This window comes from Aquibacillus rhizosphaerae (assembly GCF_030282825.1).
Taxonomy (GTDB): domain Bacteria; phylum Bacillota; class Bacilli; order Bacillales; family Amphibacillaceae; genus Aquibacillus_C; species Aquibacillus_C rhizosphaerae.
Genome location: NZ_JASTZU010000027.1, coordinates 80,113 through 106,709 on the forward strand (window position 1 = coordinate 80,113; position 26,597 = coordinate 106,709).

Annotated in this window: 23 protein-coding genes and 1 tRNA gene; 12 read left to right on the top strand and 12 right to left on the bottom strand. The window is 35.5% G+C overall.

The genetic code is table 11. From position 1 onward, the window contains the following. Nucleotides 1-30 precede the first annotated feature (30 nt). Complete coding sequence (locus QQS35_RS08010; RefSeq protein ID WP_285931421.1) at nt 31-168, bottom strand: lmo0937 family membrane protein; 138 nt, start codon at nt 166-168, stop codon at nt 31-33. Nucleotides 169-293: 125 nt separating this feature from the next. Between QQS35_RS08010 and QQS35_RS08015 the strand changes: the two genes are divergently transcribed. Then, nucleotides 294-500 carry a hypothetical protein gene (locus QQS35_RS08015; protein WP_285931422.1) on the top strand — a complete coding sequence of 69 codons (207 nt, stop codon included), beginning with the start codon at nt 294-296 and terminating at the stop codon, nt 498-500. A 63-nt stretch (nt 501-563) separates the two neighbouring features. On the opposite strand, the gene hpaB is transcribed toward QQS35_RS08015, so the two are convergent. The 8 genes from hpaB to QQS35_RS08055 all read right to left on the bottom strand — a co-directional run bounded on the left by hpaB (nt 564) and on the right by QQS35_RS08055 (nt 8,113). Beyond that, a complete protein-coding gene (hpaB, locus tag QQS35_RS08020) occupies nt 564-1,991 on the bottom strand; it encodes a 4-hydroxyphenylacetate 3-monooxygenase, oxygenase component (protein ID WP_285931423.1) in 1,428 nt (475 codons plus the stop codon). A 306-nt stretch (nt 1,992-2,297) separates the two neighbouring features. Then, nucleotides 2,298-2,885, bottom strand: coding sequence for a DJ-1/PfpI family protein (locus QQS35_RS08025; RefSeq protein WP_285931424.1), 588 nt, complete (start codon nt 2,883-2,885; stop codon nt 2,298-2,300). 33 nt (nt 2,886-2,918) lie between these two features. After that, nucleotides 2,919-3,422: a DNA topology modulation protein gene (locus QQS35_RS08030; protein WP_285931426.1), complete on the bottom strand. Its 504-nt coding sequence runs from the start codon at nt 3,420-3,422 to the stop codon at nt 2,919-2,921. Nucleotides 3,423-3,516: 94 nt separating this feature from the next. Further along, nucleotides 3,517-4,380 (bottom strand): D-amino-acid transaminase, encoded by an 864-nt coding sequence (gene dat, locus QQS35_RS08035; RefSeq protein ID WP_285931428.1) that lies wholly within the window; start codon nt 4,378-4,380, stop codon nt 3,517-3,519. A 299-nt stretch (nt 4,381-4,679) separates the two neighbouring features. Beyond that, nucleotides 4,680-5,552: a metal ABC transporter permease gene (locus tag QQS35_RS08040; protein ID WP_285931429.1), complete on the bottom strand. Its 873-nt coding sequence runs from the start codon at nt 5,550-5,552 to the stop codon at nt 4,680-4,682. Continuing rightward, entirely contained in the window at nt 5,549-6,418 is an 870-nt protein-coding gene (locus QQS35_RS08045) for a metal ABC transporter permease (RefSeq protein ID WP_285931430.1), read from the bottom strand. The genes QQS35_RS08040 and QQS35_RS08045 overlap by 4 nt, the downstream gene beginning before the upstream one ends. After that, nucleotides 6,419-7,171: a metal ABC transporter ATP-binding protein gene (locus tag QQS35_RS08050; RefSeq protein WP_285931431.1), complete on the bottom strand. Its 753-nt coding sequence runs from the start codon at nt 7,169-7,171 to the stop codon at nt 6,419-6,421. It abuts the gene before it with no gap. 12 nt (nt 7,172-7,183) lie between these two features. After that, entirely contained in the window at nt 7,184-8,113 is a 930-nt protein-coding gene (locus QQS35_RS08055) for a metal ABC transporter solute-binding protein, Zn/Mn family (protein ID WP_285931432.1), read from the bottom strand. A 480-nt stretch (nt 8,114-8,593) separates the two neighbouring features. Between QQS35_RS08055 and QQS35_RS08060 the strand changes: the two genes are divergently transcribed. The 11 genes from QQS35_RS08060 (at nt 8,594) to yhbH (ending at nt 23,389) form a co-directional block, all read left to right on the top strand. Then, a tRNA-Gly gene (locus QQS35_RS08060) sits at nt 8,594-8,667 on the top strand. Nucleotides 8,668-9,067: 400 nt separating this feature from the next. Further along, a complete protein-coding gene (locus QQS35_RS08065) occupies nt 9,068-10,777 on the top strand; it encodes an ABC-ATPase domain-containing protein (RefSeq protein WP_285931433.1) in 1,710 nt (569 codons plus the stop codon). A gap of 40 nt (nt 10,778-10,817) precedes the next feature. Continuing rightward, complete coding sequence (gene queG, locus QQS35_RS08070) at nt 10,818-11,957, top strand: tRNA epoxyqueuosine(34) reductase QueG (protein ID WP_285931435.1); 1,140 nt, start codon at nt 10,818-10,820, stop codon at nt 11,955-11,957. Between the two features lie 122 nt (nt 11,958-12,079). After that, nucleotides 12,080-12,604 carry a methylated-DNA--[protein]-cysteine S-methyltransferase gene (locus QQS35_RS08075; RefSeq protein WP_285931436.1) on the top strand — a complete coding sequence of 175 codons (525 nt, stop codon included), beginning with the start codon at nt 12,080-12,082 and terminating at the stop codon, nt 12,602-12,604. Between the two features lie 103 nt (nt 12,605-12,707). Next, on the top strand, nt 12,708-13,571 hold the full coding sequence (locus tag QQS35_RS08080; RefSeq protein ID WP_285931438.1) for an amidase domain-containing protein: 864 nt from the start codon (nt 12,708-12,710) through the stop codon (nt 13,569-13,571). Between the two features lie 81 nt (nt 13,572-13,652). Beyond that, nucleotides 13,653-14,132, top strand: a complete 480-nt coding sequence (locus QQS35_RS08085; RefSeq protein ID WP_285931439.1) for a tRNA (cytidine(34)-2'-O)-methyltransferase — start codon at nt 13,653-13,655, stop codon at nt 14,130-14,132. Between the two features lie 620 nt (nt 14,133-14,752). Continuing rightward, entirely contained in the window at nt 14,753-16,648 is a 1,896-nt protein-coding gene (locus QQS35_RS08090) for a PrkA family serine protein kinase (RefSeq protein WP_285931440.1), read from the top strand. A gap of 962 nt (nt 16,649-17,610) precedes the next feature. After that, on the top strand, nt 17,611-20,472 hold the full coding sequence (locus tag QQS35_RS08095) for a 2-oxoglutarate dehydrogenase E1 component (protein WP_285931441.1): 2,862 nt from the start codon (nt 17,611-17,613) through the stop codon (nt 20,470-20,472). Then, nucleotides 20,459-21,763, top strand: coding sequence for a 2-oxoglutarate dehydrogenase complex dihydrolipoyllysine-residue succinyltransferase (gene odhB, locus QQS35_RS08100; protein WP_285931442.1), 1,305 nt, complete (start codon nt 20,459-20,461; stop codon nt 21,761-21,763). Before QQS35_RS08095 ends, odhB begins: the two co-directional genes overlap by 14 nt. A gap of 128 nt (nt 21,764-21,891) precedes the next feature. Then, nucleotides 21,892-22,041 carry a hypothetical protein gene (locus tag QQS35_RS08105; RefSeq protein ID WP_285931444.1) on the top strand — a complete coding sequence of 50 codons (150 nt, stop codon included), beginning with the start codon at nt 21,892-21,894 and terminating at the stop codon, nt 22,039-22,041. A 187-nt stretch (nt 22,042-22,228) separates the two neighbouring features. Continuing rightward, on the top strand, nt 22,229-23,389 hold the full coding sequence (gene yhbH / locus QQS35_RS08110) for a sporulation protein YhbH (RefSeq protein ID WP_285931446.1): 1,161 nt from the start codon (nt 22,229-22,231) through the stop codon (nt 23,387-23,389). Between the two features lie 197 nt (nt 23,390-23,586). On the opposite strand, the gene QQS35_RS08115 is transcribed toward yhbH, so the two are convergent. From QQS35_RS08115 to QQS35_RS08125, 3 genes are all read right to left on the bottom strand, one after another. After that, nucleotides 23,587-24,594 carry a sodium-dependent bicarbonate transport family permease gene (locus tag QQS35_RS08115; protein WP_285931447.1) on the bottom strand — a complete coding sequence of 336 codons (1,008 nt, stop codon included), beginning with the start codon at nt 24,592-24,594 and terminating at the stop codon, nt 23,587-23,589. A gap of 129 nt (nt 24,595-24,723) precedes the next feature. Further along, complete coding sequence (locus QQS35_RS08120) at nt 24,724-25,095, bottom strand: DUF2294 domain-containing protein (RefSeq protein WP_285931448.1); 372 nt, start codon at nt 25,093-25,095, stop codon at nt 24,724-24,726. Between the two features lie 422 nt (nt 25,096-25,517). Continuing rightward, nucleotides 25,518-26,591 (bottom strand): DUF3231 family protein, encoded by a 1,074-nt coding sequence (locus tag QQS35_RS08125; protein WP_285931449.1) that lies wholly within the window; start codon nt 26,589-26,591, stop codon nt 25,518-25,520. Nucleotides 26,592-26,597 lie beyond the last annotated feature (6 nt).

The following is a 26,597-nucleotide window of genomic DNA, read 5'->3' on the forward strand; positions in this document are numbered from 1 at the left end:
TGACAAGAGGCTATTTTTTATTTAGATTTATCAAACTTTCTTTATTAATTTAACGATAAATACTACTAACGCTACTACAAGTAGGATATGGATGAGACCACCTGCAAGGTCAAGAAGAAGTCCAGCAAACCAAAATAAAAGAATTAGTCCAATAATTGTCCAGAACATAAAAATCATTCCTTTCTTTATCTTTTAGTAACTATTCCCATTGTTGCTTTGATTAAACATTACGGGAGTATAAGACATAGCACTAAATGGAGATACTAGGAGAAAACAGAAAGGGAGGTAATATTGTGCTTAGAGAGGTAGTAGCATTTCCAGTAGAAAAAAGAAAAATGTTAACAGAGAAGGAACAAGAGCTATTAGCGGAATATAAAAGAAAAGAGAAGCAAGCTAATACTGCAATTAACAAAATGTACTATATAGGGCGTATTCACGCATTTTACGAGATCGCTGACCTAATATATCAAGAGCGTCTAGAACGTGAGCTGAAGAAATGAAGTAATAAAAGCAGTTAATTGCCATGAATGTATAAAATAAAAACACATCTGCTTCCAGATGTGTTAAAAGGATTCAATCCAATTGATAAGATGTGATCTTTCGTAACTATAATATAATTCACTTGAGAGTTTAATAGGGTTGCCAAAAAAGAATCGTTCATACTGTGTTTGTCTTGTTCCAAATGAGCTCATGGTAAGGTCCCAAGCTAATCGAAATAGTTTCACCCTATCATATGCATTTTTGGTTGAAGCTTGTAAATAGTGGTCTAGGTCATCTCTGATATCCGATTGAAAGTCTGCTTCTGACGGAATAGAAACCATACCACTGGAACCAAGTATTTGTATTATTTCAGTTAATCTTGGATAAATCTTAGGGAATATGCTTATAGCAATGTGTAGTGGTTTTGGTTCTGGTCTCATTAGTCCGAATTCATCAAGTTCTGCGTTCGTTTCTGCTTTAATTATTAGTGCTTTCATTGTTTCAACAGAAACAATGATTTCAGATATCTTTTCTTGCACGTGCTGATATTCTCCAATGTTAATTGTATCAACGATTGCTTGTGCTATCCCTAAAACAAACTCAGCTTTGACTATCTGTCTTGCCACAACTTGATGAAGTGTGAATGGAACAAACGCACTCCTACTTTTAAAATAATTGGCTACTTCACGATTATGATAGAAAAATACACGTTCCCAAGGAACAGTTACATTATCAAATACAACAACTGAGTCCATTTCTTCAAATCGTGAACTAAGTGGGTAGTTGAAAGATGATTCACCCTCACTAAATGACTCTCTACATAAAAATTTCAAACCTTTTGTATTGGAGGGAATGGAAAAAGCAAAAGCGTGTGCTTCATCTGTAATACCGCCTGGTGAAAATACAAGTATTTCATCCGTAATCCCACCTTGCGTTGCCAAAAGGCGAGCACCTTTAATAATTATTCCATCCTCATTTTTACCCACAATCTTGGCAGCTATTGGTTCATCGGATTCTTCAAAATATAACTGCGAGCGATTCACTTGAGGAGAAATAAAGGTGTGGGTGAATGATAAATCTTCTTCTCGAGCTTTTTCATAAAAGTTAATAAGATTGTTAGGGTAACAGTTTTCCTTTCCATCTATAATAGAAGCAGAAGCGGCAAAAGCCATAATAACGGTATTCATATAATCTGGACTTCTTCCAAGTAAACCACCACTTGTTTTAGCCCAATGTTGTATCATTTTACGTTTTTTAACTAGATCATCTTTTGTTTTAGGCTGCATATAGGAAGTGCCGATTCTTTCTCCAGTTGTAGGGGAAATATAGGTCATCGTATCTTTTAAATCATCTTTTAGTTGTAAGTCATACAAGTTTGCCTGACTTTTTATAACGCCTTTAAATGCAGAATGATCGGATACTTTTTCATCTATAAGTTTTCCGTCATACCAAATGCTTGCATTTAAATTATCTATGCGATTTATATATTGATTTCCGTTTATAATTGGCATAGATTCCTCTCCTAATATAGTTAAATTTTTATTTCTTTTTCTATATTATATAAGGGATGCTTTTTTATGTGACTAACAATAAAAGAGTGGAAGATTGTAATTTATTTATGGGGAAAATGGTATGAAACTTATGAAAAATTCGGAGATGCTTTCTTTAGCGCCTTTCCGAGACAAACATCTATATGGTAAAGAGCACCACATAGTTGTTCATCTTAATTGCCCTAAGATGAGCACAAAGAAATACTTTATAGTAAGACACCTTTCGAAACAAGGTCTTTCTTATTTCGAAGGCGCCCCGCGCTTTTATTATAATTTCCAATCATATTCCATTCGCTTAGCTGTTTGTATAGCAATAGTAGTGCTAAAATATCTTTCGACGATGTATAGGGACATGCTAATTCCAGCGGAAATTCCCCCAGATGTAATGATATTACCTTCATCAACATATTTTACGCCCTTTTTTACAGTTAATTCTGGAAAATCTTTTTGTAATTTGTCTATATCCATCCAATGGGTTGTCGCCGTTTTTCCTATAAGTAACTCTGCTTTCGCTAATAAGAAAGCACCTGTGCAAACAGAAGCTATTAAACGAGTGGCGTGAGCTTGGTTTTGAATCCAATTAATGAGCACCTGATTATTAATTTCAATTGCTTCCGCACCGTATCCTCCAGGAATAATCAAGATGTCAAATTCAGGCGCAGTCCTAATACTCCAATCCGGCTGCACTTTTAACCCATTTCTTGCATGGATTAACTTCCCTTTTTCTGAAACAGTCGTGACAGAAAAAAGCTTCTGTCCGTTATTTTCTGTTATCGAAAAAACTTCGAAAGGACCAGCGAAATCTAACACTTCCACTTCATCGAATAATAGTATACCAACATGTGTTATTGCCATTGTAATACCTCCTGTAGAAGTCATGAAAAGCTGTTATGATAGATTTTTTAAAAAGTTTTTTGTTTGTCTTGGATTCTTAAACTCAAGTAATTGAATTTTATTAGCGACTTTTAGTTTCTCCCTAACTATTGGCACTTTATTTTTTTGATAACTAGCAACCCACATGAAAAACTCTAAATCTAGTTTTTCTGGACAATCTTGCCCCATATCAGGACGTGTTTTACTATGGAATTGAATCCGACGTTTCACAATCCCATATAAGCAGCGAGCGGTAGAGTAATTAAGAAAGATGACTGTATCAGCAGCTTCGATACGTTTATCCATCGTTGCGCTATAATTCCCATCAATGATCCACGTATCTTTTTCAAATATTTGTTGTTGAATTGCTGAAATTTCTTCTCTTGAAACAGCTTGCCATCCTGGCTTCCAAAAATAAGCATCTAAATGGTGTACGGGAATAGAAAGCACTCTTCCAAGTTGTTTCGAAAGTGTTGACTTTCCAGAACCACCACTACCAATAATCATAATTCTCTTCATATAAACCCGCCTCCTCCGTTATGTGTGAAATAATATCATACACTAAGATGGTGTTAAAAAGTACTAAAGTAAAAAAACCACCATATTTGGTGGCTTAAGAGAAAATAGAATCATGGATTTTGCTATCTTGCTCATACATCTTTTGAAGTAGTTGTGTAATTTTCCCTGGTTTTCCGTCTTTAACACTATTATTATTAATCATAATAATAGGCATCACTTCAGCTGTACTGCTTGATAAGAAAACTTCATCAGCATCTGCTAGTTGTTCTAAATTAAATGCTGTTTCCCTAAATGCAATGGAATGGTTGTCTAGCAATGTTTTTATTCTTGATCGTACACAACCATGCAATATCGTGTTTGTTTCCGGGTGTGTGTAAATCGTATCTCCTTTAACGAGATAAACGTTTGAGGAACTGCATTCAGTAACTGTTTCTTCTCTATGCAAAATTGCTTCAAAGCATCCTTGTTCTTTTGCTTCTTGTTTTGCTAGTACATTTGGTAACAAATTAAGACTTTTTATATAACAGTTTTGCCAGCGAATATCAGGAATCGTGATTGCTGCAACTCCATGCCGCAGGTTTTCAGTTGGTCTTGGAAGATCTTGTGCATAGGCGTAAAAATTTGCTTCAACATCTGGAAAAACATGATCCCGAGCTGCGGATCCGCGTGTGACTTGTAAATACACTTTTGCATCCTTAGTAATATTGTTTTGTTTTATAAGTTGTTCTAAATTTATATATAATTCTTCTTTCGTAAAAGGTAATGTTATTTTTAGCGCATCGGCAGACCGAAATAAACGATTGACATGTTCTGTAAGTAAATAATAACTGCCTTTGTATATACGAATTACTTCATAGATACCGTCACCGAATTGTAACCCTCTTTCTTCAAAGGGGTAGGTTAACTGTGTGTTATCCATGAATCCAGATTGCGTTAAAATGTTTTGATAGACTGTCATAAAAATGAACCTCCTTTTAAACAGTTATTCTATTTTAAGTGTATGTGCTTGTAGGAACTGTTTATTAATATTTAAATATGCATTATGTTACATGATACATTATTCTGATATGACTTAGAAACAATTAATCTCTTTTTGTACTTAGATTCTATACTTTTTGTACTTAGATTCTATATAGAAAATCGAACATCATTCTGATAGTGGAAAAGCATCAAGTGAAATCGTTAAGAAGATTTCACTTGATGCATAAAGTAAAGTTATAAAGAAGTTACCTTTTAGACGCATTGAAAGCAAAAAAATCAAGAATACCTTAAGTTTTTTATTTTGCGAACTACTAACCCATTTGAAGGGCTAAATAAAAAGGCAAATAAGAAAAAGATTCCTGCTGCACAAGCCATTGCTCCTGCGATTGAAACATTCCAATACACAGCAAGTGTATAACCAACAATTGCGGATAGAATACCAATCACACCGCTTAAGCATAAGAGGATGAAAAATCGGTCAGTGAGCAAGTAAGCAGTTGCTCCTGGTACAATGAGCATTGCTACTACAAGTATAGCTCCAACACTATCGAAAGCAGCAACCGTGGATAAAGATACCATTGTCATTAACAAATAATGAATGAAGACAACTGGCACTCCAATTAATTTCGCAAATTGTGGATCGAAGGTGGATATTTTAATCTGTTTGTAAAAGATCCATATTAATATAATACTTATTATGAATACAATACCTAGCATCCAAACAGCAATTGGTCCGTAACTAACACCATTTATTTCTAAAATATCCCAAGGAACAAAGGCTATTTCACCCATAAGCGCATGCTTTGTATCTAGATGTACTTGGTCACCAATAAAAGAGATTAAGACCACCCCAAGTGCAAACAGGGAGGTGAACACAACTCCGATTGCAGCATCGGATTGTACACCGGATGAGTGTAAAGACTCGACAAAAAAAGCTGTTAAGATTCCAACAATTCCAGCTCCAATTAGCATGGGTAAACCGTTTAATGAATGGCTGACAAAGAAGGCTCCAACAATACCCAATAAGACGGTGTGACTAATTGCATCGGCAAGCATTGACATTTTCCTTAATACTAAAAGAGAACCAGTCACACCACAAGTGAGGCCGACTAAACAACCTGTTAAAATAATCCATAACGTATAGGTCATAGATGTCTCACCGCCTTTAGTGCAATTCCTTTTTTACTACCAAATAACAAAGATAATAGGAAAATCAATGATGCACTTAATACCATCATCGGTCCTGTTGGTAGATTGGCTATCATTGTACTTAAGACAGCACCGGATGCTCCAGATATTGCACCGAATACACCAGCTAAAATAGCCATCATTCCTAATCGTTCTGTCCAGTACCTTGCTGCAAGTGGGGGAGTAATTAATAGTGCAGCAATAAGTACAACGCCTACCATTTGTATCCCAATTACGACAACCCCTACAACTAGTGCAAGCAATACTCCGTTAAAGAAAGTAACAGGTAATCCTATCCCTTTCGCAAAAAGCGGATCAAAAATACTAATCTTAAACTCTTTAAAAAATAATGTCGTCAAGATGACTAGTAGTAGTGATCCAACCGTAATTAATTGAATATCGCTCCTTACTAATGATGCTGCCTGACCAAATATGAATGAATCAAGACCGGCTTGGTTTCCGCTAGAGTTTTGTTGAATGAATGTGAGTAATACAATACCGAAACCGAAAAAAACAGAAATGATTATCCCGATGGCAGCGTCCGATTTAATCTTAGAATGTTTAATAATTGTTTGTATCGATTGAGTTGCTATTAAACTCGTAATCGTTGCACCTATTAATAACATCGGAACAGACTTTATTTCAAAAATAATGTAGACGATACATACACCCGGTAAGGCGGCATGCGCCATGGCATCACTGATCAAACTTTGTTTTTTTAATAATACGAAGCTCCCAATGATTCCACTGGCACAACCTAATAACAGACTTCCAAACAGCACCCATCTAATATTAGCTCCAGAAAATAGATCAAATATGAAGTCCATTTATTTAACCCCCTGAGAACTAGCAGTGCCTTTCTGCAAGAAAGCTATTTTTCCGCCATATGCTTTTTCTAAATTATTTAGCGTGAACACTACTTGTGTTTCCCCGTACTCTATGGGGGTTTTGTTTAATAGCAATACATGATCAAAATAATCTTCAACAGTTTGCAAATCATGGTGAACAACAAGGACTGTTTTCCCTTCTGCTTTCCACTGTTTCATGAGTTTAATAATAGCGTTTTCTGTAGCGGCATCAACACCACTGAAAGGTTCATCCATAAAGTAAACTTTGGCATCCTGAGCAAGTGCGCGAGCAAGAAATACCCGTTGTTGTTGTCCACCAGACAATTGACTAATTTGACGTTTCGCAAATGCAGCCATACCAACTTTATCCAGACAGGTTTTTGCCCACTCAACTTCTTTTTTACTTGCCTGTTTAAACCAGCCAATGTGACTATAGCGTCCCATTAATACAACGTCTAAGGCATTGGTAGGAAACTCCCAATCTACTTCACTTCGTTGTGGAACATAGCCTATAAGTTTTTTTTGATTTTTATACGGTTGATTAAAAACTTCTACGTTTCCTGATAAAGTAGGAAGTAATTGTAGTATAGATTTGATTAACGTTGATTTTCCAGCGCCATTTGGACCAATGATTCCTGTTAATGATCCTTCTGGTACAGAAAACGATACATTTTCTAATACTGGCTGTTTATCATACGTAACTGCTAAGTTCTTCACTGATAAAGCATCCATTCTAATTCCTCCTTATTTTAGAGAGTTAACAATTGTATCTACATTGTGTCTAAACATACCAATATAGGTTCCTTCCTCTGTACCTGCTTCGCCCATTGCATCAGAATATAGCTCCCCGCCAATAGTTACTTGGTGGCCTTCTTGTTTTGCACCTTCCACAACTGCATTAATAGATCTTTCAGATACACTACTTTCTACGAATACCCCTTTAATATTCCGTTCCACTAATACATCGATGATTCGTTCTATGTCACTTACGCCATAATCTGATTCTGTGCTTAAACCTTGTAAACCAAGTACATCAAAACCATAAGCTTCACCAAAATAATTAAATGCATCGTGAGCAGTAACGAGTACGCGGCTTTTTTTCGGTATCTCTTCGAATCTACTAATAGCATAGTCATTTACCTCATCTAGTTCTTGTACATATGCATTGGTGTTTTCAACATACGTCTCTTCATTATCAGGATCCAATTCAATTAATCCGTCTCTAACTGCTTCGACTGCATATTTCCATATATTTATGTCAAACCAAACGTGTGGATCCGAGATGTCTGGGCTTGCAGGGTCAGCCAGTAAATTGTCAGAGGGGATATTCTCTGCAACTGCAATCGTGGGTTTGTTTTGTTTCATCTCTTCAAAAATCTCGCCCATCTGTCCTTCAAGGTGTAATCCATTATAAAAAATAATATCTGCCTGATCTAATTTTTGAATATCTCCTTGTACGGCGTTGTATAAGTGTGGATCCACCCCAGGTCCCATTAAACTGCTGACATTTACATGATCGCCTCCGATGTTTTTTGTGATATCACCAATTTGAGCAATCGTTGTAACTACCTCAATATTTTCATTGCTTGCTTCCTCCGAAGTGTTTGATTTTACCGAGCACCCTCCTAACCCTATTATTACTAGACATAAACAACTGATAAACCATTTCTTCATTTTAATTTACCTCCTCTATTTTTGTTTCCTTAATGCAACTTTTTTAAAAAAATATAATTTCACATTATGTTGTGAAATTCAGTAGTGTGCATATGGTTAATTTAATTGCTGTAGTCGCAAAAAGTTTCTCTAAGGCAAATTATATGCAATAATGAAAGAAAGTCAATAATATTTACAATATTTTAATTATTAAAACTTTCGACAAAAAAAGTAGATTTTCTCTTGCATACATTTTGTTCGGTTGTTATAATATAAAACATCACATAAGTTTTGACAGATTATATGACAGAAACATAAAATAACTTTACATAAAAAATATTAGTATATGCAGGTGTAGAAAGTGGTAAAACCTCAGCCACGTGCGACACATCCACCGAGTAAGCTTCGAGTTGTCCCGAAGCATTAATCTTCTTTGAATAGGCTGGAAGATGCAGGGACATATCGTGTGTGACTTATATAAAATTTTAATATTACCTATATGCGGGTGTAGTTTAGTGGTAAAACCTCAGCCTTCCAAGCTGATGATGAGGGTTCGATTCCCTTCACCCGCTCCATTAAACACGTGAGCAACGCAGTGTTTCGTTGAATAAGCAACGAAGCATTGCGTTTTATTTTTATGCTTTTTTCTATAAGTTTTGTTTATGAGAGATAAACATAAAGTCTGCATTAGTATTCTTAACCTTTCTACAATACTTTCCTAGTACAGTGGTAAATTGGCGCTACGTAAAAAGACTCGCTTTCCATTGGGAACGTTTCAGTCTCCTCGCGAGCAAATGAATGTTAACAAATAAAGCTTGTTTTCACTCACCTTAAACTTTTGGTTTTGAGCAAGTATGCTTTTCTTTGAAAGCATGCCGTTTTAATGTGTCATTTGTTATAGCCATCACTTGAAACTATATTAGTATAGGTTGTATTCTATGGTATAAAGGTGTTTTAAAAAGGTGGTATGACGAATTGAAAAAACTACAAAAGTTATTGTCAGAAATAGATGGCAAAAGTTTTAAAGCATATAAATCGATTCAAGGTAGATATTCCTTTCATCATTTTGAATTAATGGTTGATTACGTTCAAGGTGATCCGTTTGCTGCCCCATCTAAAATTAGGATTATAATTCCTAATGTATATCGTAAAATTGATTCATCTTGGAAAGATGATTATTTTCGTAAAGTATATGCAGAAGACACAATTGCTCGTTCTGTAGCGGCAGCTATAGCAAAAAATAATAAACAAAGCAAAGGATCAGGTAAAAGTGGCTTGATTGCCATTGATGCCCCAGGACAAGAAATATTAGATAGAACCGCAGTAAGTATAGATCCAAGCCATGTGACAATTTGTTTATCGATTGGTTTACCTGCTAATGGACGAAGAATAAACGGAAATGAAGCAGAAAAGCTTTTATTTGATGCAATACCAGGGATTTTATCAAAATCTATTTTTTCTATAGAAGATGATTCCATCCATGCAGCAGTAAAATTGGCTGATCAACATCAAGCAATTAGGAGGAAAATGGAAGAGAATGAATGGATTGCTTTTATTGCGAATGGTTCGATATTGCCAAGACAAAGTGGTATAAGTAATAAACCTTTAAAACAAGCAATTCCATTTAAAAGTCCGGACACAAATAAGGTTCAGATTCATTTACCACATCAAAATCAACCACTTGAGGGTATGGCTATTAAGAAAGGTGTAACTGTCATTGTTGGCGGAGGGTATCATGGAAAAAGTACCCTGTTGAATGCAATTGAACGTGGCGTGTATCATCATATAGTAGGGGACGGTAGAGAATTTGTTGTGACCAACCCTGATGCCGTTAAAGTTCGTGCCGAAGATGGAAGACAAATAAGTACTGTAAATATATCTTCATTTATAAATGACCTTCCACATCAACAAGATACAAAACGATTTACTACAGAAAATGCAAGTGGTAGTACTTCACAAGCGGCTAATGTCGTCGAAGCAATTGAATCAGGGGCCACTACCATTTTAATCGATGAGGATACGAGTGCTACTAACTTTATGATTCGAGATTCTAGAATGCAAGCATTAGTTGCTAAAGAAAAAGAACCAATCACTCCGTTTATTGATAAAGTTAAACAAATGAATGACCACCTAAAAGTTTCAACAATACTAGTAATGGGTGGCTCAGGTGATTATTTTGATGTAGCTGACCAAGTTATCATGATGGACCAATATGAACCCAAAAATGTCACAGAGCAGGCGAAGGAAATAGCTGAAAAATATCCAAATGTCAGAGATGCTTATGATGCACAAGGTTTCGGATCTATTAGCAAGCGATACTTTCTACCTGCTAGTCTACAAACACAGAGAGGTAAGAATTCAAAGGTTCAGGCTAAAGGTTTATCTACGATTATTATGGGCAAAACAGATATATCGCTACACTATATAGAACAATTAGTGGATAGTTCTCAAACGAACATGATTGCTGAAATCATTCGGTATTTAGATAAACAGGGGATGTTAAAAAACGAACAATCCTTGGAACAGCTACTGAATCGGATAGAAGAACAAATTGATGAAAAAGGCTTAGCTTCATTTGCTGCTTTTCCAAATCAACATCCTGGTGATTTAGCAAGACCGCGTCGTTTTGAAATTGCAGCAACACTAAATCGAATACGTACAGCTAATGTAAAGATATTGGATTAATATAAATAAGTTTTATGGAAAAAGAAAGGAGGGGAATGGAATGGCTTATGAAACACTTAAAGAAGAAGTGATTAATTACGGCAAACAAATTGGTATAGATAAAATTGGTTTTGCCTCCGTTGACGAATTTACAGAATTAAAATCTAGACTTAAACTCCAACAAGAATCAGGTTTCAAATCTGGATTTGAAAAAGGTACGATTGAAGAACGAACCGAACCGACTAGATTAATGCCTGAAGCACAGTCAATTATCGCGATTGCACTTGCTTATCCTACAAAATTGAAAGATGCCCCAAAGAGTGTTAAAGGTGATCGTCGTGGTAATTTTTGTAGAGCGTCTTGGGGGAAGGACTATCACCACTTATTGAGAGACAAATTAGAGAAGTTAGGTGAATTTATTAAACATAAGGTTAATGGATTTACCTACAAACCGATGGTAGATACTGGTGAGTTGTCTGACCGTGCTGTAGCTGAAAGAGCTGGGATTGGTTTTAGTGGGAAAAATTGTGCTATTATAACTCCAGAATTTGGTTCCTATGTCTACTTAGGTGAGATGATTACTAACATTCCATTTCCTCCTGATTCACCGGTTGATGATGGATGTGGTGAATGTACAAAGTGTATTGATAGTTGTCCAACTGGTGCTTTGGTGGAAGGTGGCAGGTTAAATGCACAAAAATGTATTGCCTTCTTAACACAAACAAAAGGTTTTTTACCAGATGAGTATCGTGAAAAAATAGGGAACCAATTGTATGGGTTTGACACCTGTCAGGTAGTTTGTCCAAAGAATAAAGGGAAAGACTTCCACCATCATCCTGAAATGGAACCAGAACCGGAATTAGTTAAGCCAAGGCTTGTTCCGTTGTTATCAATGTCAAACCGGGAATTCAAGGAGAAATTCGGTGATATGGCAGGTTCTTGGCGTGGCAAAAAACCGATTCAAAGAAACGCAATTATTGGCTTAGCGCACTACAAGGAAGTGTCAGCTATAGGTGAATTAGTTCGAGTAATGAACGAAGACCCGCGACCAGTAATCCGTGGGACAGCAGCTTGGGCAATTGGGAAAATTAGTACCAAAGATGGATTTGAAGAAATTAAGAAAGCGATGGTAAAAGAATCAGATCCAGAGGTTCTTGTTGAAATGGAGAAAGGATTGGCATTTCAATCTATTCATGTATAAATTTTGTAAAACTCTTCCATAGCGCTTTTTATTGCTGAATCTTTTTAGTACAATTAGATATAAGAAAATGCATAAGATAAAAAAGCATAAATGAATGAAAAATATCTTTAGGGAGGCTTCGTATGGGGAATCAATCTTATCTTTATTATGATGAAATGGAAACGCCAGTCGGCCCATTAACGATCATCATGACTAATAAAGGTTTATGCAGAATTGATTTTGGGGAAATGAAACAATTATCGTCGGTTCTTCATACGTGGAGTAAAAGATTTTTTCTTTCATCTTCTATAGTCAAGGATCCATCAAGATTTGATCAGGTCAAAAAACAATTAATAGAATATTTCCAGGAGGAAAGACAGGAATTTTCGATAGATTATCACTTACTAGGAACACCATTCCAACAGAAGGTCTGGGAAGCGCTAATTAAAGAGATTCCTTATGGTGAAACAAGATCCTATAAAGATGTTGCAAAGTGTATTCAAGCACCTAAAGCTATTAGAGCTGTTGGAGGTGCAATAAATAAAAACCCATTGTCTATTATCATTCCTTGTCACCGTGTTATCGGGAGCAATGGCGCACTTGTTGGTTATAACGGTGGAATGGAAAAGAAAAAACATCTTTTGCGTTTAGAGAAGACACTAGTTTGATTAATTAATCAAACTAGTGTCTTTGGTTTTTTATTCAAGAGGTTAATTTATAATCATTGCTTCCGAGTTGAGTTCATAGGCTTAAACAGAAGGAGTGATGTCGATGAAAGTAGTTGATCAAATTAAAAAATATTGGTCAGAGCAATTAGAAATGGATCGAGTAGATGATTTACCAAATTGGATTCTTGATAAAAAGAAATATCATGAAAAAAGAGGGAATAAGGTTCCTCGAATTTCAGGAAAAGGTAGATTATTTCGTAGTTATGAAACAGCAAGTAAAGAGATGAAAGTAGAGTATAACTTGAATGTAATATTTTTTGTTAAAAATGGAAAAAAATTTTATCATGAAGAGGATGAAAGATTTCATCAAGCATTATTTTATAAAGGAACGCTTGTAGAAGACAAGGAAATTCTTTCGGAAGAACAACAAGAGCCAATACCGACCATCGATCCATTACAAAGAGAGAATGGACCTGATCAACGGTTTGAATACGACCGGAGAACAGCAGTTCAGTATGCTGAGAGATGGTGGAATGATTATAATCCAGATTATAAGAAGTTTAGTGTTGATTGTACAAATTATGTTTCCCAGTGCTTACATGCAGGTGGTGCGCCAATGAAAGGAGCGCCAAATAGAGGAAGTGGATGGTGGTATGAAGATAACACCTGGAGTTACAGCTGGGCTGTGGCACATTCGTTACGATGGTATTTAAGTGGTTCAAACCAAGGTCTTAAAGGTAAGGAATTGGAAAATGCCATTGATCTTTTGCCCGGTGATATCATCTGCTATGATTTTGAAGGGGACGGGAAATGGGATCATAATACAATTGTTGTTGATAAGGATAACGACGGAATGCCGTTAGTCAATGCGCACACGAACAATAGTCGGCACCGTTATTGGTCCTATGAAGACTCTTACGCATGGACATCTGAATGTAAGTATAAGTTCTTTCGGATTGGTGAGTGAGCCGTATTGTAAATAACAATGTGGCCCACACATGATTTTATGCTATAATGGTCAAATTAACAGTAGTAAGAGGTGAAAAGAATGGCCATACACATTGTACTATTTCAACCAGAAATTCCTGCAAATACTGGCAACATAGCCCGTACGTGTCTAGCAACAAATGCGGTTTTACATTTAATTAGGCCGCTAGGGTTTTCTACAGAAGATAAAATGTTGAGAAGAGCAGGTCTTGATTATTGGCATGATACGGATATACGTTATTATGATTCAATAGAAGAGTTATACGAGGCAAATCCAATGGGTGATTTTTATTATATTGAAAACTTCGGAACAAAATATTATACCGATTATGATTTTAGTAACCCAGACGAGGATTTATTTTTTGTGTTTGGCAGGGAAACAAATGGAATTCCGAAAGAATTATTAGAAGGAAAAGAAGATAAGTGTTTACGGGTTCACATGGCGTCTAATGATAAAGTGCGTTCATTAAACCTGTCAAACACAGCAGCTATTATTGTATATGATGTGTTAAAACAACAAGGATTTCCAGGATTACATTAGAAAGTTTTGTTTTCATAGCAGTACTTTTTTTATTTAAAAATTCTCTATTTAAAAAGCCACCGTAAAGTGAAGAACTTTCTGGGGCTTTTTTGCCTTCTATTAAATTTACTAAGATAAATTCACCAAACAAAAAACACATGGATCTATTCCCATGTGTCAAAAAACAATACTTATTTTTTTGAAATACTGTCCGTATCATAGCCAGCAGCAAAGATAGACACTAAAAATACAACACCAACACCTAGGACTAATACAATTCCCACTTAATTACCTCCTCATTAAAGCCTTTCAAGTTATAATTGCTTATTCATTATAAAAGTATGTAAATTTCAAATGATTTTCAGTATTTGCCCAAATTTATATGTAGACTAAATTCATTATACCTAATTTAAGGTCAATTGTGAAGATTACAATATAGAAATCTAAAATCGATAAACAACTAAACATGTCATGCATATATATAGAACCTAGACAACTATTTACACCTTATATAAAAATAGGTTTTTAATGAATCAAAAAACGCAAAATGCGAAATAGGATTAATCTACTCATTTTCCTTTAAGTTGCGACATAGGTTATAGTAAACAGCTTGTGTCATATCATTTTTTGGGAGGTCGCCTATGGATATATTAAAAAAGGTCCAAGATTATCGAGAGGACCAAGAGAGACTGAAGTGGGAAGGTACGTTAGAGGACTATTTGAAACTTCTTAAGGAACGCCCTTATTTGGCACAATCTGCCCATTCACGGGTATATAATATGATTAAACATAAGGGTATAGAAGAAGTGAATGGGAGGAAAATCTATAAATTTTTTGGAAATCAATTATTCGGCTTGGAAGAAGCGTTGGAAAAACTTGTTGAAGAATACTTTCACCCTGCAGCAAAACGACTTGATGTTAAAAAACGTATCTTATTGTTAATGGGTCCAGTTAGTGGTGGAAAGTCAACCTTAGTTTCATTACTAAAAAGGGGATTAGAAGAATATACCCTAACAGATGAAGGTGCAGTTTATGGAATTAAAGGATGTCCAATGCATGAAGATCCCCTTCACCTTATTCCACAACACTTAAGAGCCGATTTTGAAGACGAAACTGGTATAAAGATAGAAGGTAATTTGTCACCACTTAATATGATGCGGCTAGAAGAAGAATATGGTGGTCGTATTGAAGATGTAATGGTAGAACGCGTATTCTTCTCAGAAGATAAGCGAGCGGGAATTGGTACGTTTAGTCCATCTGACCCCAAATCTCAAGATATAGCGGATTTAACTGGTTCCATCGACTTCTCTACCATTGCAGAATACGGATCGGAATCAGATCCGAGAGCTTATCGTTTTGATGGTGAATTAAACAAAGCGAATCGAGGTATGATGGAATTTCAAGAAATGTTAAAGTGTGATGAAAAATTTCTTTGGCATCTATTATCTTTGACACAAGAAGGTAATTTTAAAGCTGGTCGATTTGCACTTATATCTGCTGATGAATTGATTGTAGCCCACACAAACGAATCAGAGTATCGTTCATTTATTTCCAATAAAAAAAATGAAGCACTTCATTCTCGTATGATTGTTATGCCTGTTCCCTATAATCTAATGGTAACAGAAGAGGAACGAATCTATGAAAAGATGATTAGTGAAAGTGACATAAAAGATGTTCATATTGCACCACACACCTTACGAGTTGCGGCGATGTTCACCATTCTTACTCGTCTTAAGGAATCAGACCGTGGGAATTTAAGTGTACTTAAAAAAATGTACCTATATGACGGTCAAAATGTAGAAGGATTCAGTGATGCTGATGTAACAGAATTAAAGAAAGAATTTAATGATGAGGGTATGAGTGGAATTGACCCTCGTTATGTTATAAATCGAATATCTTCTACAATAATAAAAAAAGAGATGACCACAATTAATGCACTCGACGTGCTTAGGTCCTTAAAAGATGGGCTAGAAGATCATCCTTCCATCTCAAAAGATGACAAGGAAAAGTATATGAATTTTATTTCCACCGCTAGGAAAGAATATGACGAATTGGCAAAGAAGGAAGTGCAAAAAGCGTTTGTTTATTCGTATGAAGAATCTGCAAAAACGTTAATGGACAATTATTTAGACAATGTAGAAGCTTATTGTAATAAATCGAAAATGTTCGACCCGTTAACCGGTGATGAAATGAATCCTGATGAAAAGTTAATGCGTTCAATCGAAGAACAAATAGGGATTTCTGAAAATGCCAAAAAGGCATTTCGTGAAGAAATATTAATCCGAATTTCGGCCTATGCACGGAAAGGTAAGAAATTTGATTACCAATCACATGAACGACTAAGAGAAGCTATTCAGAAGAAGTTATTTGCCGACTTGAAAGATGTAGTGAAAATTACTACTTCAACCAAAACACCAGATGAACAACAATTGAAAAAAATAAATGAAGTTGTTGTTACGTTGGTCGATGAATATGGGTATAATTCAGCATCTGCAAACGAATTACTAAGGTATGTCGGAAGTTTATTGAATAGATAGGTCTAAAAGGTGATCCTAAATTTTCCGGGATCACCTTTTTATAATGCAGTTTTCGAAAAGTTTGTTGTTTATGAAAAATAAATATAAAGTCTGAACTAAAGTATTCTTAACTTTTATATTTCCGATTCAATGGATTACATGGTAAGAATCCGTTCCGGCAGAATACTCCGCTTTCCACGGACACGGCTTCAGCTAACTCAGAAGAAGTTCACTTCTGAGTGGATCTTCAACCCGCGCTGTTCCGGTAGGAGTCTACGCATTCTAGTTTCAAACTAAATCTATTAGTTGAATTCTAATAACAAATCTACATTTCAAGGAGGATTTATTGCGTGTTTTTAAATAAATCATACTAGCGAAGGAAATTCACGGAGACTCCTTGAAAATACAAAACAATTTTCTGCGTGAGATGTTGTTCTAAGAAGCCTTCCTTATTACGGGAACAGAGAAGACGATGAGACCCCACAGAGTAAGGAAAGCTCCAGTGAAATGACATCGCAGCAGAAAAAGCGTTGTTCTTTTTCAAGGAAGCGTTCTTTGCGATTTACGAGGCTCAGTGCAAGCCCGTGGAAAGCGTAGTGAATTTCCGCAGTGCCTGACCATATGTCATCCTGAAAAGAAAATATATCGCGTTAGGGTTAGTGCAGATTTTGTATCAAGTTCTATGGTTGAAAAACAACAATTTTTGCGAATAATGCGATTAGTAAAAACAATAATTCTTGTCAGGGACTAGTAGTGAGTGTAATTCTTTAGGAATCTTGTATAAGGAGTTACACATGTTCTGTACATATATTTTTTATTGATATAAATTAAGTTGGCGAAATCATTTGAATTATCAATATTAAGTTGTTGTTTCTGTATGGAAAATAGGGTATATTAGTTGATGTAGTTAAACGGTAATTCTATAATGATTATGGATGGGAAAGAAAATAGAAGAAAGTGAACTTCTAATGGGGGTATAAGACGTGACACAGCAAGAATCTAGTGAAAGATTCTGGAAAAATTTTCATGGTCCAAACATGGGGTATTTAGAAGAACAATATGACACATACTTGGAGAACCCGGAAGCAGTTGATGCATCCATCAGAGCGATGTTCGATGATCACGGTGCTCCAGAATGGCTAGACCAAACAGGGAAGAATGAAAAGACTGTATCGTACACAACATCAACTAAAGACATAAAGAAGCTTACCTCTGCAATGAAACTTGTTGAGGCTATTCGTCGTTATGGTCATCTAGAAGCAGATATTTATCCTGTTGGGCTAGATAAAAATCGAAAATCACCACTAATTGATCCAAAAACATATGGATTGACGAATGATGATTTGGAAGCGATTCCTTCTGACTTAATTTGGGAAAAATCACCTAGTCATGTGAAGACTGCATTAGATGCTATCCAGTTATTGAAAGAGCATTATGCAGGTACAATATCTTTTGAGTATGATCATGTGAACAACGATGAAGAGCGTAAATGGCTTCAGACTAAGGTTGACACAGGGTCATATAAAGTTAGTTTTAATTCAGAAGAACAAAAACAGCTATTAGAAAAGTTAGCAGATGTAGAAGGCTTTGAAAACTTTCTTGCAAAAACCTTCGTAGCGCAAAAAAGATTTTCCATTGAAGGTTTAGAAATGATGGTTCCAATGCTCGATCAAATTGTTCAGCTATCGTTCTATGACGAGACTGAAAATATACTGATGGGGATGGCACACAGAGGACGTTTAAGTGTTTTAACCCATATACTTGGTAAACCATTTGATAAACTTTTCTCTGAGTTTCATCATTCATCAGACAAAGAGTTGCTCCCATCCGCAGGATCACAAGCGATTACTTACGGATGGACAGGTGACGTGAAATATCATTTTGGTGCAGAGAGGAAAGCTGGAGAAGAAAAGCCATCACCTACTCGCATTACATTAGCACACAATCCTTCACACCTGGAATTTGTAAACCCTGTGGTTGCAGGTTTTACTAGAGCGGCACAAGATTTTAGATTTAAACGTGGATATCCGGAACAAAGTATTAATAAAGCACTTAGTATTTTGATTCACGGTGATGCAGCATTTATCGGAGAAGGTGTAGTTGCTGAAACATTAAATATGAGTGCTTTACCTGGTTATAGTACTGGCGGTACGATTCATTTGATTGCAAATAATCAAGTCGGATTTACAACTAGCCAAGTACAAGGTAGATCAACACGATATGCGAGTGATTTAGCAAAAGGCTTTGAGATTCCAATTGTACATGTGAATGCTGATGACCCAGAAGCTTGTGTGTCAGCGGTGAAACTTGCTTACGAATATCGGATGAAGTTTAAGAAGGACTTTTTAATTGATTTAGTCGGCTATCGTAGATATGGGCACAACGAAATGGATGAGCCAAGAGCTACACAACCGCAATTATATAAAGATATAGATAATCATTTAACTGTTGCATCGATTTATGCAGAAAGATTACAAAATGAAGGTATTATTGATGAAAACGCCTTAGAAGTAATGAAAGATGCAGTTTATCAAAAGCTGAATGATATTTATGCAAACATGAAAGAAAACAGTACAGGAGAAGCAGAGGCTAAACCAGTTCCAAAAGCACTTCGGAATGGTTTAAATGATATTGAAACTGCTGTACCTTTAGATCAGTTAAAAGCTTTAAACCAAGGATTGTTGCAGCGACCAGATGGATTTAATAGCTTTAAAAAGTTAGAAAGAATCTTGAAAAAGCGTGGGGAAGCATTTGAAGATGGCGTGAAAGCTGATTGGGCAACTGCCGAGACTTTAGCTTATGCTTCTATATTACAAGACGGCATTCCAATTAGATTAACTGGTCAAGATACGGAGCGCGGAACTTTTGCGCATCGTCATTTAGTGTTACACGATGTTGAAACAGGCGAACGTTATTGCCCAATGCATGGACTTGAGCAGGCAAAAGCATCGTTTGATATTCATAATAGTCCATTATCTGAAACGGGTGTTTTAGGGTTTGAGTACGGTTATAGTGTGGAAGCACCCAAAACATTAGTTATCTGGGAAGCGCAGTTTGGTGATTTTGCCAATGCAGGCCAGGTAATATTTGATCAGTTTATCGCTGCTAGTAGAGCGAAATGGGGAGAAAAGTCTAATATGGTTATCCTCCTTCCTCATGGACATGAAGGACAGGGACCAGAGCATTCAAGTGGCAGAATCGAACGATTTCTAACACTTGCTGCAGAAAACAACTGGATTGTAGCGAATGTAACAACTAGTGCGCAGTATTTCCACTTATTAAGACGACAAGCAGCACTTGTTGACAGTGATTCAGCGAGACCGCTAATTGTGATGACGCCAAAAAGCTTATTAAGAAATCAACGTGTTGCTTCTGAAGCAAAAGAATTTACAGAAGGTAAATTTAAATCGTTAATACCACAACCAGGACTGCCAAAAACAAATAAAAAAGCTAAGCGATTAATTATTGGTAGCGGAAAGGTAATGGTAGATATCGAGGAAGCGATGAGTAATTCTGATAATAATCACGATGAGATTCATGTAATGAGATTAGAGCAAATTTATCCATTTCCTCTAGCAGAAATTGAAAAAGTAATAAAAGGTTGTCCAAACCTTGAAGAGTTGGTATGGGTACAAGAAGAACCAAGAAATATGGGTAGTTGGAATTTTGTTAAAGAGCCACTATTTAAACTACTAAATGGGGAAATACAGCTAGACTATATAGGTCGTTGTGAACGTTCTTCTCCAGCAGTAGGAGAACCAAACATTCATAAAACAGAACAGAATAGAATAGTTAGAGAAGCCTTAGAACTGTCTAAAGGAGGAGATTCCAGTGAAGGAAATTAAAGTCCCAGAGTTAGCAGAATCTATAACAGAAGGCACCATTGCTCAGTGGCTTGTAAAAAAGGGTGATCACGTACAAAAAGGTGATCCGATTTTAGAATTAGAGACGGATAAAGTTAATGTAGAAGTTAATTCGGATTATACCGGTGTCATCGGTGAAGTGCTAAAAGAAGAAGGAGACGACGTTGAAGTTGGAGACGTTGTTGCAAAAGTAGATGAAAATGGAGAATCCGGTGGTAATACTTCTTCTGATGAATCTGCAGGGGAAACGAAAGAGGCAAGCTCTGATTCTGATAAAAAAGAAGAGCCGAAAGAACAAAAGGAACAAAACAATGAAAAGAAAGAAAAAACTGAAACATCTAATGTAGATCAAAAAACAGCTGGTAAAAATGATGAAGTAGTTGCTTCTCCTGCAGCGAGAAAACGTGCACGTGAATTAGGAATCAATCTTAGTGATATTTATCCACGTGATCCGTTAGGTCGAATTCGCCCTGAGGATGTTGACGCACATGCTAAAGGAGCCTCAAAACAAAGTGATTCAAAGAAGAAGGAAAAAACTGAGTCCAAGTCTTCTGAGAAAACAGAATTTGATAAACCGGTTGAGCGAGTTAAAATGTCACGTCGTCGTCAAACAATCGCTAATCGATTGGTAGAAGTACAACATACAGCGGCGATGTTAACGACATTTAATGAAGTTGATATGACTGCAGTAATGAAATTACGTAGCCAACGTAAAGAAAAGTTTCTAGATAAACATGGTGTAAAACTAGGATTTATGTCCTTCTTTACAAAAGCTGTTGTAGGGGCACTAAAAGATTTTCCAAATATAAATGCGGAAATTCAAGATAATGAAATTGTACTAAAGAAATTTTACGATATAGGTATTGCTGTTTCTACAGATGATGGTCTAGTAGTTCCAGTTGTTCGTGATGCTGACCGCTTAGACTTTGCTGGCGTTGAATCTGAGATTGCTAATTTAGGAAAGAAAGCGAAAGACAAACAATTACAATTGAATGATTTACAAGGTGGAACATTCACGATTACAAACGGTGGTATTTTTGGATCATTACTTTCCACACCAATTTTAAATACACCGCAAGTCGGGATATTAGGAATGCACACGATACAAAAACGACCGATTGCAATGCCTGATGACTCTATTGAGGTCAGACCTATGATGTATATTGCTCTATCTTATGATCATAGAATTGTAGATGGTAAAGATGCAGTACAGTTCCTAGTAAGGATTAAAGAACTATTAGAAGACCCGTATGATTTATTACTTGAGGGATAATATTTAGCAATTTATAGTCAAAAGCGTTAATCTAATATTTAATTAGATTAACGCTTTTTGTCGTTTTTAGTCGAATGATATTAAGGTATAGTCGGAAAACGCAATTTAAAGGATTAAAGGAGAAGTAAATGAAAAATAAAAATAAACTTATAATCTATTTATCAGGAGTTACTGTTGTTTTATCACTAATTGTTCACTTGTTACCCCGTCCGTTCAGTTTTCTAATAAAACCAGTTGCTCCAATTGCAATTGGTTTTATTGTATCTAAAGTTCTCTGAAGGTTGCCAAGTAATTAGATTTGATAGAAAAGTAAGAGTGATATTGTTGAGTAACAACTATATAAAGAAGGATAAAGTTATAATTTTTAGAATATTATTTCGATGTTTAGATCTGACTTTTCAAAATGTTTAATCAAATAAAGTTTGCTTGCATATAATAGATTAAACAAATAAAGGAGGGGAATTAGTGACTGATTCCAAAAGTTTTGTGATTTCAGAAGAAGATTGGTCCCTCCATAGAAAAGGGTATGATGATCAAAAACGCCATCAAGACAAAGTACAAGATGTCCTCAAAAAGAAACTCCCCGATTTAGTAAGCGAAGAAAACATCATTATGTCGAGAGGGAAAGATGTAGTTAGAATTCCAATCCGTTCACTAGATGAGTATAAAATCCGTTATAGTCAAGATAAAAATAAGCATGCTGGCCAAGGTGACGGGAGTAGCAATGTGGGTGATGTTGTTGCCAAAGATGGGAAGCCTAAACAAGGTGCTGGTAAGGGCCCAGGAGCAGGTAATCAGCCAGGGGAAGATTATTATGAAGCTGAAGTATCTTTTGAAGAATTGGAAGAGGCCTTTTTTAATCAATTGGAGCTTCCTAATTTACAGGAGAAAGAAAAAGATAATATCATTACAACAGATGTAGAGTTCAGAGATGTACGTAAAAAGGGGTTACATGGGAATATTGATAAAAAACGAACAATGCTAGAAGCGTTCAAACGAAATGCAATGGATGGAAAGTCACAATTCAATCCAATTTATCCAGATGATTTAAGGTTTAAAACGTGGGATGACATCCAAAAACCAGAATCAAATGCTGTTGTGCTAGCAATGATGGATACAAGCGGTTCGATGGGACAATTCGAAAAATATATGGCACGAAGTTTTTTCTTTTGGATGAATAGGTTCTTGAAATCCAAATATGAAACGGTAGAAATTGAATTTATTGCGCATCATACAGAAGCAAAAGTAGTAGATGAAGAATCATTTTTCCATAAAGGAGAAAGTGGAGGGACGATTTGTTCATCTGCATATCGAAAAGCATTAGAGTTAATTGATGATAAATACTCTCCAGATCGATATAACATTTATCCATTTCATTTCTCGGATGGTGATAATCTTACTTCCGATAACAAAAGATGTGCCTCACTTGTTCAGGAACTAATTGATTGTTCTAGTATGTTTGGCTATGGTGAAGTCAATCAATATAACCGCCACTCCACATTAATGCAAGTGTTTAAGCAAATGGAAGATCCTAAATTCAATTATTACGTACTAAAAAACAAATCCGATGTATTCTATGCAATGAAGAAGTTTTTTGGTACACAGAATGAAGAAGTATATGCTTAATTTAAAACCGTCCTCATTGTAGGACGGTTTTAAATGTAGAATATTGTTGGACTAGTTTAGATAATCAATTATTTAATTTATCTGGTAAAAACTTAAAAGGAAATAAAATAGATGACCATGATGACTATACCAATACTGTTCACTATTCAAAAAATGTATATCGGTGATATTAATAAATTAACACCAGTTATATCCCGTTACTGTATCAACTTTGCTATTTCATAATACACAGGTATTCCAATAATAAGATTGAAAGGAAAAGTAACACCTAAAGATAAACCTAAATAGATTGAAGGATTTGCATCTGGTACTGAAGTTTTTAATGCAGCTGGAGCAGCAATGTAAGAGGCACTTCCCGCTAAGACTCCCATCAATGTTGTACCTCCTAAGGACAAACCTACAACGTTTCCGACAGCAATGCCTATAAATCCAAATAGTAAGGGAGTTATTAATCCGAAAAGCAAAAGCTTAAAGCCATGCTTTTTTACTTCAGATATACGTTGACCAGCAATTAATCCCATGTTTAACAAGAAAAGGATTAAAACACTGTTATATAAGTCCATAAATAAAGGTTTTACCATAGGTACAGCACGTTCCCCAAGGACTAAACCTATCATCAAACTTCCCAGTAGTAGTAATATACTTTTTCCAAAAAGGCTTTCTTTAATTACTTCCTTATCAATTAAATTCACTGAATTTGGAACAAATCCGATATTTTGAGAAGACATAACAGGCATAATCTTCTTATTTTCTATAACCTTAAGTAATAAAATAGAAACTAAGATTGCGGGGCTTTCCATTAATACTACTAACGCATTCATAAAACCTTCATAAGCAGTTCCGTTCTTTTCTAGGAAAGAGATGGCAGCTCCATAGGTGACAATACTTACAGAACCATATGTAGCTGCTAATCCAATTGAGTTTTTTAAATCTAATTTAATAACCTTTAAAATAAAAATTGTAATAAACGGAATGATGATTCCTAAAAATAATGCCCCAAGTATAGGAGCCACAACTGATTCAATTGAGTAATGAGAAAGCTCAATCCCACCTTTTATACCAATTGCGATAAGTAGATAGATACTTAGTCCTTCACTAAGCCCATCCGGGAACTTTAAATCAGATTTGAATATTGCAGCGATAATCCCCAATATGAAAAATAAAACAACGGGTGATAATAGATTTTCTAATATGATTTCTGACATGATGCTTCCTCCTCAAAACTATCCATAAAAAAAAACCGACAATTGAGTATTCAAGTGTTTTTCACTACTTGAACTACAATTGTCGGTTTATCTTTAACTAGCTTATGTGCTATTTAAGATCTCCCTATATTATGATGTTGTAAACTTCTTCTCGTAATCGCTTGATAATTTAAACACCATCATTCGTTCACCTGTGAGTGTACTAATATCAGTGTGAAAACTTCGAACATCTTCATTCGTTATTTCATTAATTATTTCGTTTAAATTTTCTATTCCGATTTCTACCAAATTAGATCTTATTTTCTTGATTGAAAGGATTCCATCTTTTGTTTCGCATACACAATACTCAGCAGGAGTAAGAACTCCTTGTAAACTAACAATAATCATATCCCTTAAAATATCAGTCTTTACAGAGACGGAACCACGTCCTAGGAAATCTTTTTCCCATTGCGTAATCGCTTTGCTTATTTCTGCTTCAATAAACCCTTTAGTTTTATTCATGAGATTTCCTTTCCAACAAAACAACGGTATATTCCTAAACTAACTAATAAAGGAATATACCGATTTATGTTACTTTTAATTCTTATCGCTTAAAGAATACTTTTTCATTAGGTCAGCACTTGAGGTGTTAACGAAATGCTAAAGTTCAATAGAAATGACGAAATTAAAATAATCATCTTTCGGTCTGAAATTATTAATACTATATCGTTATTTGATTAGTATGTCAAACAGTTTTTTGTGGTATATATTTTCTAATACTTAATGGTAATCTCGTCCATTTAGTAATGATTAGTTTATATAACGGGAGTTTTAATAATTATATAAATATTTCTTCCTATAAAAGTTGGTGCATGTCCAATACCTTTTTGGTAAGAAATACATCGGTCCCACTCTTCCCTTTTTTTGAAGCTTCGGAATGTATATTAATCTTTTGGATTACTTCCTGTAGACCGATCAGCAAGCTTTTTACGATCAGCAGCAGTGGGTGGTTTTTCAAACCAACCGTAATCAATCATCATATTTAACCCTTGATCGGCATATTTAGCTATTCCAGAAGTGAGTCTTACAAATTGAAGATGGATATCGTGTCTCATAATTTTAGAAACTGCAATTCCATAATTTTGCATTCCAATCGCATTCGCAAGGCCTGCATGATATAGCATTAATTTATCTGAAAATGGCGGTGTAGTAGAGTCGGTAAGGTGTTCATCCATTAGTTTGGGAGATGGGACGTTTTCATTCATCATAACCTTTCCTAGTTGTTTAATTTGTTTGTCCGCTAATTGAGCACCTTCTTGAAAATACTTTCTTAATTTATCTGATGATGCGATTTGGCTAAATCCGAGCATAAAAGCCTTTCCGAGTGTATTTGTATTTATATTAACTTGAAGATGTTTGATTTCTAATGCTGTTAACGGTCTGGACTTACCCGCAATAACGGAAATAAACGAATCATTTTCTACAAAATCAACTTTTTTTGGATAAGGAATAGCCGGAGGAACAATATCAAATCCTTTAGAAAGTAATAAATGTAACCCTTTTTTATATGTTGTAATAGTATCTTGTATACACATGTCAAAATAATCAATGATGTCATATCTAGATGCGCTTGAAAGGGCACTCCCATAAGTCATCAGTCCTGCTCTCGACATTTCTGTAATATAGAAGACCATAAAAATATCACTGAAAAGTCGAGGAGCATCCAATCGAACATCTTGTTCCCCAAAGCCAACAGGTACTGGAATACCTTCTTTGATATATATATCTGTAATGGTATTCAAGTGTTTTTTTGAAGTATCTAATGCATATTTCAAAAATTCCTTCACTTCATCATCTTCTACCACTTGAAGATGATGTTGGAAAACACAACTGAACAAAGAGTCTCCAAGGTAGTTCGCAAACAAATCTCCTAATTCCGAAGAAACTAACTTTTTGTTTTTTTGATGTTCTTTCATTTGTTTCAATACTTTTTCATAATTTGATGAGTTTGTTTCCATTTTGCA